An 18,620-nucleotide genomic window follows, 5' to 3' on the forward strand; every position below is an offset into this window, starting at 1 on the left:
CGCATATGTACTATTTCTTTAAAAATAATAAGACAAATAAATTTTTCGCCTATTTTTTATTATTGTGTTTGTCAACCTCTGGATATTCTACAGAATTGATGTTGAAATATATTGATATTAAATTAACAAATTCTAATACTTTTTTTTCAAGTAGTATTGATACTAATTTGCCTGAAAATAATAATTTAAGTCAACCAAAAAGTGAAGTTGTAGATTCAAAAGAGTCTAAAACTAACTTAAATAAATATGAGATTGTTTATGATTCAGATTTAGTTGAAGGTAATATTGGTATCAGTAAAGCAGGAGAGTTTGACTATGTTTATGATAACATATTTAAACTAAATATCAATGCGAGTGATTTGATAAACAAGGAAGTTTATTTAACTTATGATATTTATGGAATAGATAAAGCTACATTACCAGCTAAAAGTGTAAATTTTAATAAAGTAACTGGTGGTTACGTGGTTAAATTTTCAAAGAATTGGCAGAATGTTGAAGAAAAAATTAATGGAACTTGGTTAAATGATGGTATTAATACAGTTTACTTTACTGTGCCAAAAAATGCGGTATACAATTATAAAATTAAGAACTTAAAAATAGTAATTAAAGAAAAATCAAATTCCAATAATTTGATTGAATTGAAAAAATGTTTTAGTTTTAAAAATGAGACAAAAAATATTTATTTAAATGGATTCATTAAAAATGTAAATAGTAATTCTTCAGAATATAAATTATTACTTAACGGAAAACAGGTTAAACTGTATGAAAACCAATTTGAAGATGTAATTAAAGACTATACATATAAGAATTTATCATTACAGTTATTTAAGAATGATGTACTTATTGATAAATTAGATATTGACAAGGAACAATTTATTCATTCAGATAGAAATTACGAATTAGAGCCATTAGATTTAAAGTCTAATTTTATAGGTGATGTAAATAATTCTGAGACTACAAAAAACTATGCTTTATATGAAGAAACTAAATATAATTTAGAGGAATTAAGAAGTATTGATATTCCTGAATTTGAATCTAGTTTTATAAATGTTACTAGGAATAAAACAGCTTATCGTGTAAATAATATAAAAATAAAAGATTCTACAGCTTTTAAATTATTTACGGAATATGATGCTCAGTTAATACCAAATGGCTATACGGAGAAAGATATTCAAACTTTTCATTTTGATAGGGATTATAAAAAATGGATTCCAGTATCTAAAGACACACTAATTCAAGATAAAAATATAATTGTAGCAATTTCTGATAAAGAAGGAGATTATGTAAACGGAATTATTCAGGCTCCTGAAAGTCCTCAAACAAGTTCTTTCACTCCTACGATGATGAGTGACATAAAAGCAGCAGATCCTTCTTCTGAAATGACTATTATAAGTCCTCCAGAAGTTTCTCAAAAAGGAGATGCAAATGTTAGTTTTCCAATAAAAATTCCAGCGGGTAGAAATGGTTTACAGCCACAATTGGCTATTCAATATAATAGTGAAGGTGGTAATGGTTGGTTAGGTCAAGGATGGAGTTTAAATATTCCTGCTATTACAATTGATACAAAATGGGGTACACCAACATTTAATCCAACTAAAGAATCTGAAATTTATACATTAAATGGAGAACAGTTAATGTATCCAAAACAAAATGGTAAAGACTGGATGCCAAATCGTCATTTTGATGTTGATGGGGCACCTTCGGGGACATTTAGTACTGGAGATATTGATAGAACTGCCGATTTAGTTTTTACACCAAGAAAACAAGGAAGTTTTGCTAAAATTGAAAGAAAAGGAGGTAGTGTAAATGATTATTACTGGAAAGTAACAGGTACTGACGGTACGGTTTATTGGTATGGTGGTAAAAATAACGTTGTTACTAATGCTGTAATAAAGAATTCAAATGGTAATATTGTTCATTGGGGATTATATCTAGTTGAGGATATACATGGGAACACAATGAAATATACATATACTAATAGCATTTATTCTAGTGGAACAGGTATTAATACTAATTTAAATGGAGGAAATGTTTTTCAAATTAGTAATATTAGTTACTCAGGTTATAATGACACTGATTATAAATACGATGTTCAGTTTATTCGTACTCCTACTACATTTATTCGTCAAGATGCTTCTATTAGTGCAAGATTGGGAGTAAAGCAAGTTGAACCAAATTTTTTAAGCGAGATTAGAGTAAGAAATATAAACCCTTCAACCTCAAATGTTATTAGAAAATACACATTTGAAATGGGGTATGGTAAATTCGGAAAGGGACAATTAAAATCAATTTCAGAATATAATGGTAACCAATTTTTCTATAAGCATACTTTCGATTATTACAATGATATTACAGTTGATAATCAAGATATTTATTACACTGATGGCGAAATAGAAGTTATATGTAATGATGGCAATGAACCTTGTTTAGATAGTGATAATGATGGTGTTTGTAATGAAGATGACTTATGCCCAGATAAACCAGGACCAGTGGATAATAATGGATGTCCAAAACCAGTTTTAAAGTGTTATCAATTAACTATTTCATCAAGTTTTCTTTTAAACGAATGTTTGGTAGCTGGAGTAAATGTAAAAGTTAACGGTGTTGTTCTTTTGGGTGGACCTTTTTATAGTGTTGATGAAATTGTTTCAGCTATGCAAATTCAGCATCCAACAACAAATTATAATCCAACAAACAATATTTTAACTATTTCTAATACGGCATTAACCTATATAAACTTTGAAATTTATACTGGTAAAGATGTTTGTTTTAAAGCAAATTTCTTCGATTGTGTTACTGGTAAAAATAATTCACAAGTTTACAAACAATTCTTTTCTGATTTAAAACAAAATAATTCGTTTTCAATTTCAGATGGATTAACACTTGAAGATCCATGTGATGATTTAATTATTAATGATGAATTTCTAGTACCGGGATATTCTCCTTCGTTCGATAGTTCAGCTTCAATATTAGGTAGTTCCAAATCTCAAGCTATAAGTGGTGGCTTTTACATTGGAATAGGTGTTGGTGGTAATAGATTTACCAAAATGACAACTTTTGGTGTTCAATGGAGTTGGGGGAATGACAAAAGTTTTGGAATGACTTCACTTATTGATATAAATGGAGACGGATTAGATGATATTGTGAGTAAAGAAGGTGGAAACTTATATTACAAAAAACATATTGTTACAAGAACATATGATGTAAATAACGAACCAGTAGTTACGCATTCGTTCGAAGCTCGTAAACCAATCGTTGGAATGAATAACTTCTACAGAGCTTTTGGTAGAAATAATAGTCGTAATTTTCAAGTGACTTTTGGTTTTAGAAGAGCTGGAGGATTTGTGGGTCATGATAAATCAAAAAGTAAATCAGAAACAGATATATTTTTTACAGATGGAAATGGTGATGGTTTGATGGATATTGTACGTGATGGTGTGGTTTATTTTAACAGAATTGACGGGAATGGAAATCCAAGCTTTATCCCTGATAGCCAAGGAACAGAAAATTTAGTTATTACTGCTGCTCCAATAGGAATTGAAGTTCCAGATGAATATTTTGAAGATGAAATTACTTTTCCTGCATTTGATGTTGTAAAAGTATGGGAAGCACCAAGAGATGGTAATATCAAAATTGATAATAATATTAGTTTATTAGATACAAGTAAAGAGGCAATCATTTCGGTTGAAATGGAAAAAAATATATCTCAATGTTATAATATAAATTTTGCAGCTCCTTACATAATAAAACAATTAAAAAAATATTCTTTTTTTAATGGATTATTAAGTCAAAACGGAACTCCAAATCCATTAAATCCTCAAGTGCTAGGAATATGTGATGGAATTTCTACTAGATTAAAGTCAATTACACTAAATGGAGTAACACTAAATTCAAATTCTCCGAATTTTTTTCACTTAACTCATGGTAACAATAATATAGGTTACATAAACCAATGTACAAATGTTCTTCCAAATATTTGTCCAGGGTATTTAAACTTAAATATGAATCACCCAGTTTCATGTCAAGATACTTCAAATAAATCATTCAGTGATGTTTCATTAATCGAAAACCTATTTTCAAATTTAGTCAATTCATTAAGCATAAATTCATCTTTAATATCATTTGAAAATTTATCGTATAATTTTTTAAGAGGTGGAACTGGTACAAATGGATTTTTGTATGTTTTTATGAATGGGTCGAGATACAATTTTAATTTTTATTCAACAGATAATGTAACAGGGACATGTTTATTTGATATTTATAAAAATGATATTGACCCAGGTAGGTTAAATTGGTTAAATGGGCCAAACTTTTATTCTTACACAAGGCCTTCATTATCAAGTGTTTTAAATGGAAATATTAATGTTGGTATTGATACTCAGGTTTATTTAAACGGAAATCTTTTAGGAACATTCAATCTTTATAACAATTTCAATGCTTTCCAATCTGCTTTTGAAGCGCAATATGGAACTGCATATAACATAACTGCTCCTGCAGCAAGTAATAATTATACCGTTTCAATTACAATGAATGGTACTTATGCTTTTAATAATATTTCCTTAGTTCCAGTTTCAAATCCATCTCAAAATTATACTTATACATTTTCTCAAACAAATTGTAATAATCTCCCAATTGTTAATCCATCTCCAATTGCTAATAATTCTCTTGGAAATATCCAAATAGAGCCAACAAGAGAAGAAACAGAATACGCTATAAATAAGTGGGTATCTGAGGGTAATGAGATTGATTTACCTTATGAGAATCTAAAGCAAAATTTTGCATTTGATTTTACTAATAATGGAATATATAATAATATTTCGGGTAATTATTTATTAACCATTGATGGAAATAGTTACGAATGGTATAATGAACAAAATAATAGAGTTAATGGAAATGGACTAAAAAATAAATTATTTGAATTATCTGGAATAGACATTTCTAATTTTTTAGTAGAAATGCAACAAGCAAATATTGCAAGTATTAATAGAGACAGAATAGAAAATAGACAAAAAGCAATAGATTGGATAAATAACAAAGAATTAGAGTTATTAAATCAAAATGCATTATTAAATACAGATTCTTCAAGAACTGTTAACCAAACCAATTGTAACGAAACACCCAACGAATTATGTTTGTTATATGGCACACAGTTAAACGCATCAAATTATTCAGTTACTAATACACTAATTAATAATTGTTCAGGACAAACATTATCAGTTAAAAAGGGAGATAGAATTTATTTTAGAGTACATTCTGTACTTAACGGAAATTCGCCTATAAATTGGGATCCAAAAGTAGAATATACGAATCCAGGTTATGCAACAATTTTTGATGCAAATAATACAACTCCATTCTCAAGTTCGTATTCGGATAGCTTTGTTTTAACAAATAAGCTTCCAACTACTTTCCCTGGCAATTCGGGTAATGCAAAAATTACATGGGAGCCTTTTACAATTAATCCATCAGATAAAGTAACGTATCAGATTATTAAAGAAACAATAGGTGCAAATCCATCAAATAATGATGTTTCACCAAATATTATTTCAACTCAAGTAATATACACAAAAGTTTGTCCACCTAATGTTATTTCAACAATTACTCCAATAGCTTCACCAATTGACTTGAATAATATCGCAATTTCTCAATCTTCTGGTTATGATGCTAATTTACAGCAAACACATTTCTATTTTAAAGTTATTTCAACTTCAAATGTAGATTGGAAGAATAGTATTTGGAAACCAGAGATGGAGTGCACTACAGTCACACCTATAAATCCAGGAGATGGTGCGCCAACTGAAGGGAACTTAACTTCGGTTATTAAATTGTATCCTGTAGCAGATTACGATTTATATAGAATATTCCCATGTGGGCCAACTTATGTAAAAAAAGATATTAGTCTTATTCTTAATCAACCTGGAACAAAAAGAATTAGACCAAATCTTACTAATAGTATTTTTGCAACAGGAGATAATGGTAAAATTAATTTTGTTGTTAAAAGCGGAAATCAATTTATAGGCTCAAAGACAATTACTGTAACAAATGGAATTGTCTCAAATGTAATACCTCCATTTATTAATTTAGGAGCAAACGTTACTTCAAATATTGAAATTATGTTTACTGTAGATGATAGTAATAATGATGGTAGTTCTCAATCTCTTTTGAAAAAACTTGCACTTGCTTCAACTCCATTAGCTATAATTACATCTGGTTCAACCAATATAAATGTGTCAAAATCTGAAGTTACATTGTATCAAAAAACAGATTCTAGATTTGGTAACTTCTATAGAAGTTGGGGACAATTTATGTATAATCCTGCAAATGTAACAGGAGCTTTATCAACTGGTATTGCAAATACTTATTTGATAAAAGAAGAAGCTTTACAAACACCAACATTAAGCCAATCTGAAGCTAATCAATTAAATAATGATTTAGCTGCACTAAATGATAATATGTCAGATATTGATTTAGCAAATTTTGAGGCTTCTCACATGAATTATATCAACAACTTAGCTTTTTTATCTGCAAACCCTCAAAGAGATTTAATTGACGGAAATGTAACAGATAGATGGATTGGGTTTCATAAAGAGAATTATGCGGCTGAGTTCTCATATCGTGCAGCTAGTTTATCTCAATCTATGGCTGATTTAGAAGAAGGCTTTGAAAGTGTTGAGCAAGCTGTTTTACAAACTGGGGCTTTTGCAATAAGTAAATATGCTAAAGGAAAAAGTAATAACAATTTTTCAGGAGGAGCTTCTGCTTTTGGAGTAGGTGTTAATGCGAGTATTTCTAATAATGGATTCAACAATGCTTTAACAGATTATGTAGATTATAATGGAGATAGATATCCGGATATTGTTTCAACTAATAAAATTCAATTTACGAACAAAACAGGAGGATTATTTTCGCCATTGAATAAAGTAGAAGAGCCTGTTAATCAATCATCAAGTGATAGTAAAGGATTTGGAGCTTCTGGTAGTTTTGGGAAAAACAGTGATGATGGTGGAGATAAATCAGGTAAGAAATTTGGATTTGAAAGATTTGATGGATTTAAAGGTAATGCAGGAGCAGGGATATCTGGTAATTTTACAAAAGGTAATAGTGAAACGAGCAGATTTTGGACTGATATAAATGGAGATGGATTATCAGATTTATTGATTACTTCTGGAAGCACAACTAATGTTACATTAAATTTTGGACCTACAACACCAAATACAGCAATAAACAACTGGGGTAATTTGCCATTATTTAAAAGTAAATCAAATGCTATTTCTGGAGGTATAGGGGTTAATAAATGGAATGGTAGTGCTGAGGCGGGTATTTCATTGACAACGAGTTGGAATAAAACAACAAACACCTTAATTGACATTAATGGAGATGGTCTTTTAGATATGATTGAGGCTGATGATAATTTAGGAGTGAAATTAAATCTCGGGAATAAATTTGCAGATAATACAGTTTGGACATCGAGCTATGACTTAAAACGAGAATCAGCATCTGTTGGTGCGGCATTAAATGTTGGTTTTACATTTGCATTTGTTTGGAGATTATGGTTTATTACTTTTAAAATTCCAGCTCTTAATTTTCAAACATCTCCTATTTCTACAACGACTAATAAAACTACTAAGTCTATTGTAGATTATGATGGTGATGGTTATGGTGATTTATTAGAGCAAATTAGTCCAAATACTATTAAGGTTTATTATTCAAAAATTAGAAGAACAGATAAACTTAAAACAGTAACAAATCCATTAGGTGGTAAATTTACAATCGATTATAAAGTTCAAAAAGTGGATTACAATAACCCAAATCCAAAATGGGTAATGTCTTCTGTTTCTGTTAATGATAATTATGATAAAGTAAATGATGGTGAAGATGTTTACAATAAACATTTTGTTTATGAAAATGGTAGATATGACCGAAGAGAAAGAGAGTTTTATGGTTACGAACAAGTTAAGGTAATTGATTACAAAACTAATGATCAAGGTACTGAAGAAGTATATAGAACAAGTGTTTCTAAATATAACAATACAAGTTATTTCTTAAATGGATTACAACTTGAAAGTTATATTCTTAAAGGTGACGATGAGACTAAAAAGTTCAATAGAACAGTTAATACTTATAACTTGTATAAATTAAACAATACGAACGATGAAATTGATTTCTCAACTGTACTTCCTCATACATACGATGTTGGAGGTCATGAAGGAAGACGTTCTGCCTGTGTATTGCTTGCAAAAACACGTTCTGAAGTTTATGAGTTAAATCCATCTTCTACTTTAGCAACTGAAGTCGAATTTACCTATGATAGCAAAGGAAGAGTAGTAGAATATCTGAATAAGGGTGACTTATCAAATACAAATGATGATTATTTATCTAAAATAGGTTATCACGATACTTTAAATGCACAAAATATTATCTCTATACCAAAATCAATTGCGGTAATTATTCCTAGTACAGGTATTGTTAAAAGAGAGCGTAAAACAGAAATTGATGGTATTGGAAATATTATTAAGGTAAGCGCTAGAAATAATAGTTCTTGGGCGGATACCGAAATGAAGTATGATATGTATGGTAATTTAGTAAATATTAAATATCCAAACAATTCAATAAATGAGTTTTCTAGTTATGATTATACTTATGATAATGACTTTCATAAATATTTAATTAAAGTTAAGGATGTTGCTTTTGGTTATGAGTCTTCAACAACTTATGATACAAGTTTAGACAAACCACTTGAAGTAATAGATATTGCTGGAAATAAAACCATTTATAAGTACGATAATTTCGGACGAACTACAAAAGTTATTGGACCAAAAGAAATAGTAGCAGGTCGTGATTATACGATTATGTTTGAGTATTTCCCGTATTTAAGTTCTTTACCTTCAAGTGCAAATGCTTCGGCAACTAATTTTATGCCTGTTGCACTTACTAAGCATTTTGATAGTCAAAATCCAACGAACGATATTGAGACTTATACTTTTGTAGATGGTTTAGGAAGACCTATTCAAGTTAAAAAAGATATTGAATTGAATACAGGCTCTAGTTCAAGTCCAACTTTAGTTGAAGCTTTAACAGTTTCAGGTAAAACCAAGTTTGATACTTATGCAAGAACTATCGAATCGTTCCAACCATGGTGGGAAGACAAAACTCCTGCAACTCAATTCTTAATTAATGAATATGCTGTAACTGAAAGTTCAAAAGTTGAATATGACGAATTGGATAGAGCAATTAAAACTATCGATGAAGAAGGAAACGAATCTACCGTTCAGTTTAGTATTGGTACAGATATTAATGGTATCAATTCTCATAAAACCAAAACTGACGTTGACCAAAACGGTACACAACATTTAATTACGGAAACCTTTGTAGATGCCAACGGTAGAACCGTAAGTACTAAAAATGTTGGTGGCACAACAGGTAGTATTTGGACAAAATTCAATTATAATGCTATAGGAGAGTTAATGTCTTACACAGATGCTGAAAATTTGACTACAGAGTATGAGTATGATATGTTTGGTAGAAAACTTTCAGTTAAACATCCTGATAGTGGGAAAACAAATTACAAATATGATAATGTTAATTTAGTTGCAATTCAAACACAAAATTTAATTGGAACCTCAAATCAAATTAGTTATTTGTATGATCATAACAGGTTAAAAGAAGTATTATTCCCACCAATGCCAACAGGTGCAAACATTTCAAATGTAATGTATCAATACGGTAATAGCGGAAATGAAACTGGTAGGTTAATTTTTGTTAGCGATGCTACAGGAACTCAAGAATATAAATATGGTAACATGGGTGAAACAATTGAAGTTAACAGAACAATTGTAGCTCCAAACTTACCAACACGTAACTTTACTACTAATTTTGAATATGATAGTTTTAATAGAATTCAAAATTTAGTTTACCCTGATGGTGAAATTGTAAGTTATCTTTACAATCGTGGTGGGAACTTAAAGCAAATGAAATCTTCGATAAACGGAGTAGAAACCGATTATATAAAACGTATTGACTATGATTATTTCGAACAAAAGAAATACATGAAATATGGTAATAATACGGAAACTTTCTATGATTATTCTCCTGAGCTAAGAAGATTACAAACATTAAACGTAAAAGCCGCTAATGGTCAAAATATGTTTAATAATAGTTACACCTATGACAAAGTAGGAAATCTTACAAATGTTAGTAATAATGCTACTTATAACACTATTAACTATTTAGGTGGAGTTTACAATAGTACTTTTACTTATGATAATTTAAACAGATTAAGTACTGCGAATGGCGATTTTACAGGTTATATTCCAAACAGGGCATATGAAGACAACAGAAAATCCTATTCGTTAGAAATGATGTATAACGATACACATGGTATCATACAGAAAAAACAAGTCCATACAACGCAAGGCTATTTACCAGTTTATGAGAATTCATATACTAATAAATACGATTATCAGGCGGGGACGCATCGTGCCGTTAAAATCACCAATGTTGAAAATGGAGTAGTGGAACAGTTGAAATACGATAATAATGGTAATATGCTTTCTGGTTCTAATCCAGATGGTTTTAGAAGAATGTATTGGGATGAAGTAAACCGTTTACGTGTTGTAAATGATAATAACCAAAGTTTACAACATTACATTTACGATGCAGCTGGGGAGCGAACATTAAAAGCAAGTTCTAAAGTTGAAAAAGTGTTTGTGAACGGACAAATTACATCTACAACAACAACTATGGGACTATACACAACATATGTAAGTCCATATATGGTGGTTGATGCTGACCAACGTTATAGTAATCATTATTTCAATGGTTCAGAACGTATCGTGTCTAGAATGGGTGCTGAGGACATTAGTCTTTTTGAGCAAAACAATTTACCAATTGCACCAACTCAAAATCAAAACATTCAAAAGTCAGGAACACCTGAAACGCAAAGCCAAGAGGTAGATTATAATGCTATTAAAAACTTGCAAATTGCTGATTTTAATTATTACATCAATCAGCAAAGTGAAGGAAGTAATAAAGTAAAAGTAAATTACAAAGAATATAAGGTAGCTGATACGGAAACTGAAGATACTTCTGAAAATAAAGAGTTAATAGTAGCACCTGCACCACTAGAAGAAATATACTATTACCATAGCGACCATTTAGGTACAGGAACATTTTTATCAGATAGTGCTGGTAATCCTTATCAATTTTTCTTAAATTTACCATTCGGAGAAACCATGATAGAACAGCATAGTTACTCTGGAGATTATACCAATAGGTACAAATTTAATGGTAAAGAGTTAGACGAAGAAACAGGGTATTATTATTACGGAGCGAGGTATTACAACCCAAGGTTTAGTATTTGGTTAAGTGTTGACCCGCTAGCGGAGAAGTTCCATAATTGGAATCCATATAATTATACAATGCAGAATCCAATTAATTTGACTGATCCTACAGGGATGTGTCCTGAAGAGGGCGGTGGAGAAACTACTGGTAGTTGGTATAGGAAACAAGAAGGCAAAAATTTAACTTATTTATATAGTACAGATAGAGTTCCAGATGGATTTACTAAAATAAATTCTGAGAGAGTTGTTTATGGAAAAAATGGGAATAGTAATCTGACATTAAATAATGATGGGACTTTTAATGTAACAACAAGTTCTGGAAAGAGTGTTAATGGTAGTGTTGAGTGGAACATGCAATTAGCAAACGGTGGTGATTTCAAGTTAATGGCTGGAGGTTATTTAAATCATTATCAGGAGAAGGCAGTCGGTATGGGTGCAGTAGATAATGGAATTATGTTCTTAGCTGGAGAATTAGCTTTGAAGTATGCTATTAGTGGTGGTAAGTACTTATGGAGTTTGAGAGGTGGAAAAGAAGCCGCTAAGACTGGGCTTACAAATCCGCAGTTGGTTCAGAAATCTGCAACATTAGCAGAAAGAGCTATTGGAGGTACGGGTGGAGCTGCAGGTACTGCAAAACATCAATACGCTAATGCACTCTTAAATCGTTATCAAAGTATATATGGAAATCGAGGTTTATCAACCAACGTTTATTTTAACAATGGTGTTGGAAATCGAGGTTTTCTTGATGTTCTTGATAGAACTAATGGAGTTATTTATGATTTTAAATTTGGTAGTGCTGTTATGAGTCCTGCTCAGTTTAGCAAATATTCAAATAATTTTGGATTACCAATACAAGTAATTAGACCTTAATATGTCAGAAAATATGAAAGAGATAAAAAAAAGAGCTACTGAGGAATGGTTAAGTTCCATTCCTCAACTTTCAGCATTTGCTCAAAATAAGCTTTACAGAGTAGTTGGTTGTTTCATCATTGGTGTAGAATTAGTAAAGCTACCAAAATTAGAAGAATACAGACCACATTTTGTATTATATCCATTATGGAAAAGTGGTTTGAAAAATTGTTTAGATAACCCAACAATTCTTTTTGAAATAAACAATAAGAAAGGTTTGCAGTTTTCTATACCTTATTTAAAACAGAGTGTAAATTTTAATGAAGTTATTGAGTGTCTAAAAATACAAGCGCCAATTTTATTAACCGAAAATGTTTCGATAAAATCCTTACTTGAATTAGTAGATGGTCGTTTTAATGATATTTTAGTTAAATCAAATTCTGCACAACAAGCTAAATTATTTGAGCTAAAATTTTATTTAGCGCTTTACTCTGGAAATCAATTACAGATTCAAAATGTTTTAAATCAAATTCAACAGGCGAGTAAAAATTGGAATATGCAAATGTTTGAAATGTGGTATGGTAAATTTGATTTGTGGTTGCAAAGATTACGTGAAAAAGAGGGTAAACGAGAAGATTTTATAAAGCAAATAGAAGCAAACAAGCAGGACAAAAAAATAATGCTATTAAAGAGTTCAGAACTCACTATATAATGTTTAAATTAAAAATTATGTTTTTTGGATTAAAATTTTAAAGTATTATTTTATGAGCCACCCCTGACGGCTCTGAATATATTCAATGTAACGATTGTGCGGAAATGCTTTCCATGCCTACAAAGTAAATAAACAAAAACTACATTGTAATAGTGTGGTTTTTGTTATTAGTTAGCTATGCTTAATTTTTGTATTATAAACAATGATATATAAAGAGATATTTTTACTATTTAAATAGTAGGTTTAATTATGTAAACGATATTGTATAAAAATGAAAACCCAGCAATTGCTGGGTTTGTGTTTTAATGAGTATTGTGTATTAGTTTATTTCTAATAACGCTTGGCTGCCACAATTTAAGGTTAGCGTTTGATAAGTTGTTTGTCCTTGATTAGGACCTTCGGTTGGTGTTATTTCAAAATTATAAACTCCAGTATCCCAGCCTTCTAAATATATGATTAAGCCAGGAACAACAATTTGAGAGTCACTAATTGGTCCAGTATAGGTAACATTACAGTTGTATAAAGTATTATTTTTAAAAATTAAATCACCTCTAAAATTACTTGTTAAGTTTGTTGAAAATAAATTTAACGTATTACCTACAATTGGATCAACTGTATTATAAATTGCATTTTCTAAATAGCAATCAGCTGTTGTTTTCCAATAATAAGTTAAAGGTTGTAAATTTTCAAATGTTACTTTTCCGTTTGCATTTGTCGTTGATGTTGCAATTATGTTTGTATCGTTGTCATAATCTTCTTGAGAGGTGTATAGTTTGACTTCAATATTTTCTAGAGCTGTACTGCTTTCATCTAATACAGTCAATTCTAGTCGGGTGTCTTCCGCAGTATCATCTGAATCCGGACTGCATGCAAATAAAATAAGAAAAAGAGGTAAAATAAATTTTAAGTGTTTCATTTTAATGTTTGTTGTGTTTGATTAATTATTAAAATTTTTACTATCAAACAAATATAAATAAAAGCAATTAAGAATTGTTTAATTAACTTAAAAAAATCATTTTTTATTAGATAAAAAAATGTAGTTTTGTTAGTATGAAATGATATAATAAACAAATAAAAATATTGCGTTTCGCTTAAAATTTCCTGTTACAGAAATCGACCAAATTTTTTAACACTACAGGAAGTAAGAGTGGAAACGTCTGCGGTAAGCGTGGGCGTTCCTTTTTGCTATGTAGTGTGGGTTCTTGGTCGGACCTCTGTGACTAGCTTGGGGAATTAGCCCACGTGCTTTTTTAACCTATTTAATACCGCAGAGATATGAATTGTTACCACCACAATGAAGAAGTTTCAGTAGCGCAATGTCATGATTGTAGAAAAGGACTTTGTGTAAGTTGTTCTAAAAAGTTTTCTTTTCCTATATGTACTGTTTGCAACACTATTAGAATACAAAATGAGAAGAGTCAAATTATTAAAGATTTGCTCTTTGCTTATGGTTTTGGTTTACTAGTTATGTTTATGATTAGTAAATTTTCAATACATAAACAACCAAAAAATGTTGGATTCTTATTTTATTTAGCCATGTTTTATGGATATTCAGGTATTGTGCCAGGTTGGAAAATATTAGATAAAGGTTTTCCAAAGATGTATTTTAATTTATCTATTTTTTATTTTGGATATTTATTGATTAAGTTATTTGCTGCGATTTTCATTGGATTTTTTGTCTTACCATTTATGACATTCAAGCATATTAGAAGATTAATCCAATTAAATAAAATCAAGTGATTTTTTATTCCCTAAAGTTTAATTTTCAATATATCAAAATTTAATAAAATCTGCTGAAGTGAATTTTAAGTTTCAATTTACGGAAATCCGTAAAGTTTAATTAATCCCTCTATTTACTTTAGCTCCCAAAGGTACCCCCGTAAAAATACCTGGTTTGAAAATCAGGTATTTTTACGGGTTGTATGGGTGTTTTATTTTAGTTATGTTTGGGAATTAACAATTGTAAAGACAAATAAAGTGATTAAAGTTAAAATTAGAAACCATATTTTTTCTTGGGATAAAATAAAATTAATTAAAGATGGAAAAAGTGAATCTCCTATATCTTCACTTGCTCCAAAAATTTTAACTAAAAAAGAAGATTTAGATAAGGTTCAACCTTATTTAGATAAGCTTAATGAAACTATAGATTCAAAAGGGATTAATAACATTGCTTTAACAGGTGGATATGGTTCCGGAAAAAGTACAATTCTAGCTACATTTAAAAAATTAAACCCACAGTATGAGTTCTTAAATATTTCTTTGGCTTCTTTCAATAAGAAAAATGCAGATGATACACTAACTGCAGCTGATAAGAAGTTGCAAAAAGAAGAATTAGAAAGATTATTAGAGGTTAGTATTTTACAACAAATATTTTATCACGTTAAACCAGATGAAATTCCTGAATCTCGTTTCAAAAGAATTATCAATATTCCTGATTGGAAGATATGGTGTATTTCAATCGGTTTTATTCTGTGGGTTTCAAGTTCAGTTTTATTATTGAAATACGATTATTTAGATAAAATTAATCCGAATAGCTGGGATAGCAAGTATAGTTTCGATTTTTTTGCACTATTAATATTTACAATAGTATTTAGTGGATTAGGTTTATTTTCAAAGTTGATTATCAAATTATTCAGTAACTCAAAAATTAATAAAGTAAACATTAAAGGAGAATTAGAGTTAGGAGATAATGCAAATAAGTCCGTATTTAATGAACATTTAGAAGAAATATTGTACTTCTTTGAACGAACAAAATATAATGTTATAATAATAGAAGATTTAGATAGATTTGATAGTACTGATATCTTTACAAAACTTAGAGAAATAAATATTCTTTTAAATAATTCAAAACTCATAAACAGAGAAATTAATTTTGTTTATGCGGTTGGAGACGATTTATTTGATGATAAAAAAGAGAGAGTAAAATTCTTTGAATACATTATACCGGTTATTCCTTTTATTAATTCATCTAATGCGGATGACCAATTAAAAACATTAATTAGCAACGCTGGTTTAGATGAAAATATTTTTACAAAAGAGTTTATTTCAGATGTAACAATTTTTATAGATGATATAGACATGCGTTTGTTAACAAATATTTTTCATGAATTTGTAATTTATAGAAAAACATTAAAACCAGAATTTATAAAGAAAAATGATGAGTTATTTGCAATGATAACTTATAAAAACATAGACCCTAAAGATTTTAATAAACTTAACAAGAGAGAGGGTAATTTATATGAATTAGTTAATAATAAAAAAAAATATATTAAAGAATTTATTGAAAAGATAGATACTGAAATATTGCTTAAAAATTCTAAAATAGCCGAAATTGAAAAACATACAATATCTGATGTTGAAGAATTAAGAGGGATTTATGTTAATAAAGTTTTGGCTAAGCTTCCATCTGAGGCAGTGATTAATAAGGATGTATTAATTGAACTTATAAGTGAAGAGGGGTTTAAAGCTATAATTAATGGTAATTTAGCTTTTGAACAATTTTCTTTTCACCGTTCTTATAATATGTATGTTAAATCTAATAATAACTTTTCTTTTAATTTTAATAAAATCGAAAATGAAGTTAATCCTAATAATTCATATTTAAAAAGATCTGAATTAATAAGATTTAAAAATAATAATAAGATTAATTTATTAAAGAGTGAAATTGAAGAATTGCAATCAAATAAATCTGAAATTGAAAATTGGGAATTAAAAAGAGTATTTTGTGAAATAGATATTGATCAATTCTTAAACGACTTTTCAAATAATGGATTGTTAAGGAATTTTATTTTAAACGGCTACATCAATGAAAATTATAATGATTATATTTCATTATTTCATGAAGTATCGATAACAAAGGAAGATTATAATTTTGAAAGAAATATTAAAGGTGGCTATTCAACAGATTTTAATTATAAATTAAGCGATAAAATTGAAAATTTAGTCGAAAGAATTAATAAAATCTATTTTGAAAGAGAAGTAATATTAAATTTTGATTTATTAGATTACCTTGGAAATAACTATGATAAACATAACGATAAATATGATTCCATTATTAGATTATTAAGTAATGAAAAAGAAAAATCAATGCAGTTTATAGATGAATATATTAAAAATGAAGAGAGACCTCTTTCTGTTTTTATTGCTAAATTATCTGATAATTGGATAAGGTTTTGGGAATATTGTTATTCTAACTACAGTTATGAAAAACAATTAATCTATTTAAGATTAATAATTGATAATTGTACAGTTGATTCAATATTAGCTAATCAAGATAAAGAAAAAATAAAAGAAGCATTTGAAACTAACATTGACTTTATCAAAATAATTCTAAAAGGAGATGGTAAGGATTATGATATAACCTTAAAAAATAAGCTTCAAGACTTGATTACTAAGTTAGATGTTAAATTTGATAGCTTAGAGTTTAATAATGATAATTTATATAAATTGAATGAATTTATTTATCAAAATGGACATTATAAAATAAATAGTAAAAACATTATTCTAATTCTTAAATCATTTGGACAAAATATAAATCTAGATGATTTTGAAACATCAAATTATTATGAGATTATGAGTTCAAATTGTCAACCTTTAATTGACTATATTAATTCAGAAATTAATCTATATGTCAATGAGGTATATTTAAAATTAGAGAATAATGTTAAAGAAAACGAAGAAGCATTAATTGATCTGTTAAATGATGAAAAATTAGATATTGAACTAAAAACAAAAATCATTGAAAAAGTAGAGACAAAAATTTCAGTAATGCAAAAAATAGACGATTCAGATATTTATACTCTATTATTGGTAAATAATAAAATAGTTCCCAGATGGGATAATTTATTATATGAGTATAATAATAGATATATCGAAAATGAGGAAACTGATAATGAAGAAAATTTGGATCAAGAAATTTCTGATTCAATAATTGAATTTATAAATGAAATTGAGAATGCTAAAGAATTATCAATGGAAAGGATTCCAAAAGAAGTTAACAGTGTTAACATCTATGGAAAATTTTGGAGAAAACTCATTCAAGTTAATGAAATTAATGATGAGAGTTACAGTTTAATTACTAAATCGAGTCCTTGGTGGTATGATAATCTTGCTTTTGAAAAATTATCTGAAAATAAAATTAAATTTTTGATAGAAAATACCTGTATAAGTCCTACATCAAAGAGCTTTATTGAATTAAAAGAAACTTTTAAAGGATTAAATATTTATTTATTTGAGACAAGGAAAAAAGAATATTTTCAAATTTTAGACCAACTAGCTTTTGATAGTCATGATATTGAATTGATTTTAAAATCTAAAATTATAACAAATTCAGAAAAACTAACAATATTAGAACAATGTTCTGATGAAATTATAATCCAAAATAGTATTTTAAAGCAGTTAAGTTTTTTACTTTCAAATGATAATTTGTTTGTAGTAAATGATACAATTTTAAATTCAATTCTGAACAATAGTTTAATTTCCGTTAATGAGCGTATCTTGATTTTTAATAAAAATTACGGGAAATATAATCTCTCATTTATTGAATCATTTCTGTTGAGTCTTGGGGGTAATTACAGTCAAATTACAAACAAAAAAATTAAAGCAAAAATTGAAAAGAACACGTTAAATCATAATTTACTAAAAATATTAGAGAAAAAAGGTTATATATCTTCTTTTTCAGATTTAGTTGTTTTTTATAGAATAAATCATAAAAAGAATTAAAT

5 protein-coding genes are annotated in these 18,620 nt (G+C 28.7%); 4 read left to right on the top strand and 1 reads right to left on the bottom strand.

Translation table 11 applies throughout. The features are described from left to right. Positions 1-68 precede the first annotated feature (68 nt). Both IM755_RS09700 and IM755_RS09705 read left to right on the top strand, forming a co-directional pair. The gene (locus IM755_RS09700) at positions 69-12,206 is read left to right on the top strand and encodes a SpvB/TcaC N-terminal domain-containing protein (protein ID WP_194096264.1); all 12,138 of its coding nucleotides are present in this window, start codon (positions 69-71) and stop codon (positions 12,204-12,206) included. A 1-nt stretch (position 12,207) separates the two neighbouring features. Further along, positions 12,208-12,897 (top strand): hypothetical protein, encoded by a 690-nt coding sequence (locus IM755_RS09705; protein WP_194096266.1) that lies wholly within the window; start codon positions 12,208-12,210, stop codon positions 12,895-12,897. 319 nt (positions 12,898-13,216) lie between these two features. Here IM755_RS09705 and IM755_RS09710 read toward each other — a convergent pair whose 3' ends face one another. Beyond that, the gene (locus IM755_RS09710) at positions 13,217-13,813 is read right to left on the bottom strand and encodes a prealbumin-like fold domain-containing protein (protein ID WP_194096268.1); all 597 of its coding nucleotides are present in this window, start codon (positions 13,811-13,813) and stop codon (positions 13,217-13,219) included. Between the two features lie 359 nt (positions 13,814-14,172). Here IM755_RS09710 and IM755_RS09715 point away from each other — a divergent pair, with 359 nt between their 5' ends. Both IM755_RS09715 and IM755_RS09720 read left to right on the top strand, forming a co-directional pair. After that, positions 14,173-14,637 carry a hypothetical protein gene (locus IM755_RS09715; RefSeq protein WP_194096270.1) on the top strand — a complete coding sequence of 155 codons (465 nt, stop codon included), beginning with the start codon at positions 14,173-14,175 and terminating at the stop codon, positions 14,635-14,637. A gap of 237 nt (positions 14,638-14,874) precedes the next feature. Further along, complete coding sequence (locus IM755_RS09720) at positions 14,875-18,618, top strand: YobI family P-loop NTPase (RefSeq protein ID WP_194096272.1); 3,744 nt, start codon at positions 14,875-14,877, stop codon at positions 18,616-18,618. Positions 18,619-18,620: the final 2 nt, after the last annotated feature.

The sequence above is a fragment of the Flavobacterium proteolyticum genome, from assembly GCF_015223105.1.
GTDB lineage: Bacteria > Bacteroidota > Bacteroidia > Flavobacteriales > Flavobacteriaceae > Flavobacterium > Flavobacterium proteolyticum.

What these genes read in the sequence shown, in the direction of transcription:
- IM755_RS09705 (WP_194096266.1), top strand. Translation starts at nt 12,208, where the DNA reads ATGTCAGAAAATATGAAAGAGATAAAAAAAAGAGCTACTGAGGAATGG.
- IM755_RS09710 (WP_194096268.1), bottom strand. Translation starts at nt 13,813, where the DNA reads ATGAAACACTTAAAATTTATTTTACCTCTTTTTCTTATTTTATTTGCA.
- IM755_RS09715 (WP_194096270.1), top strand. Translation starts at nt 14,173, where the DNA reads ATGAATTGTTACCACCACAATGAAGAAGTTTCAGTAGCGCAATGTCAT.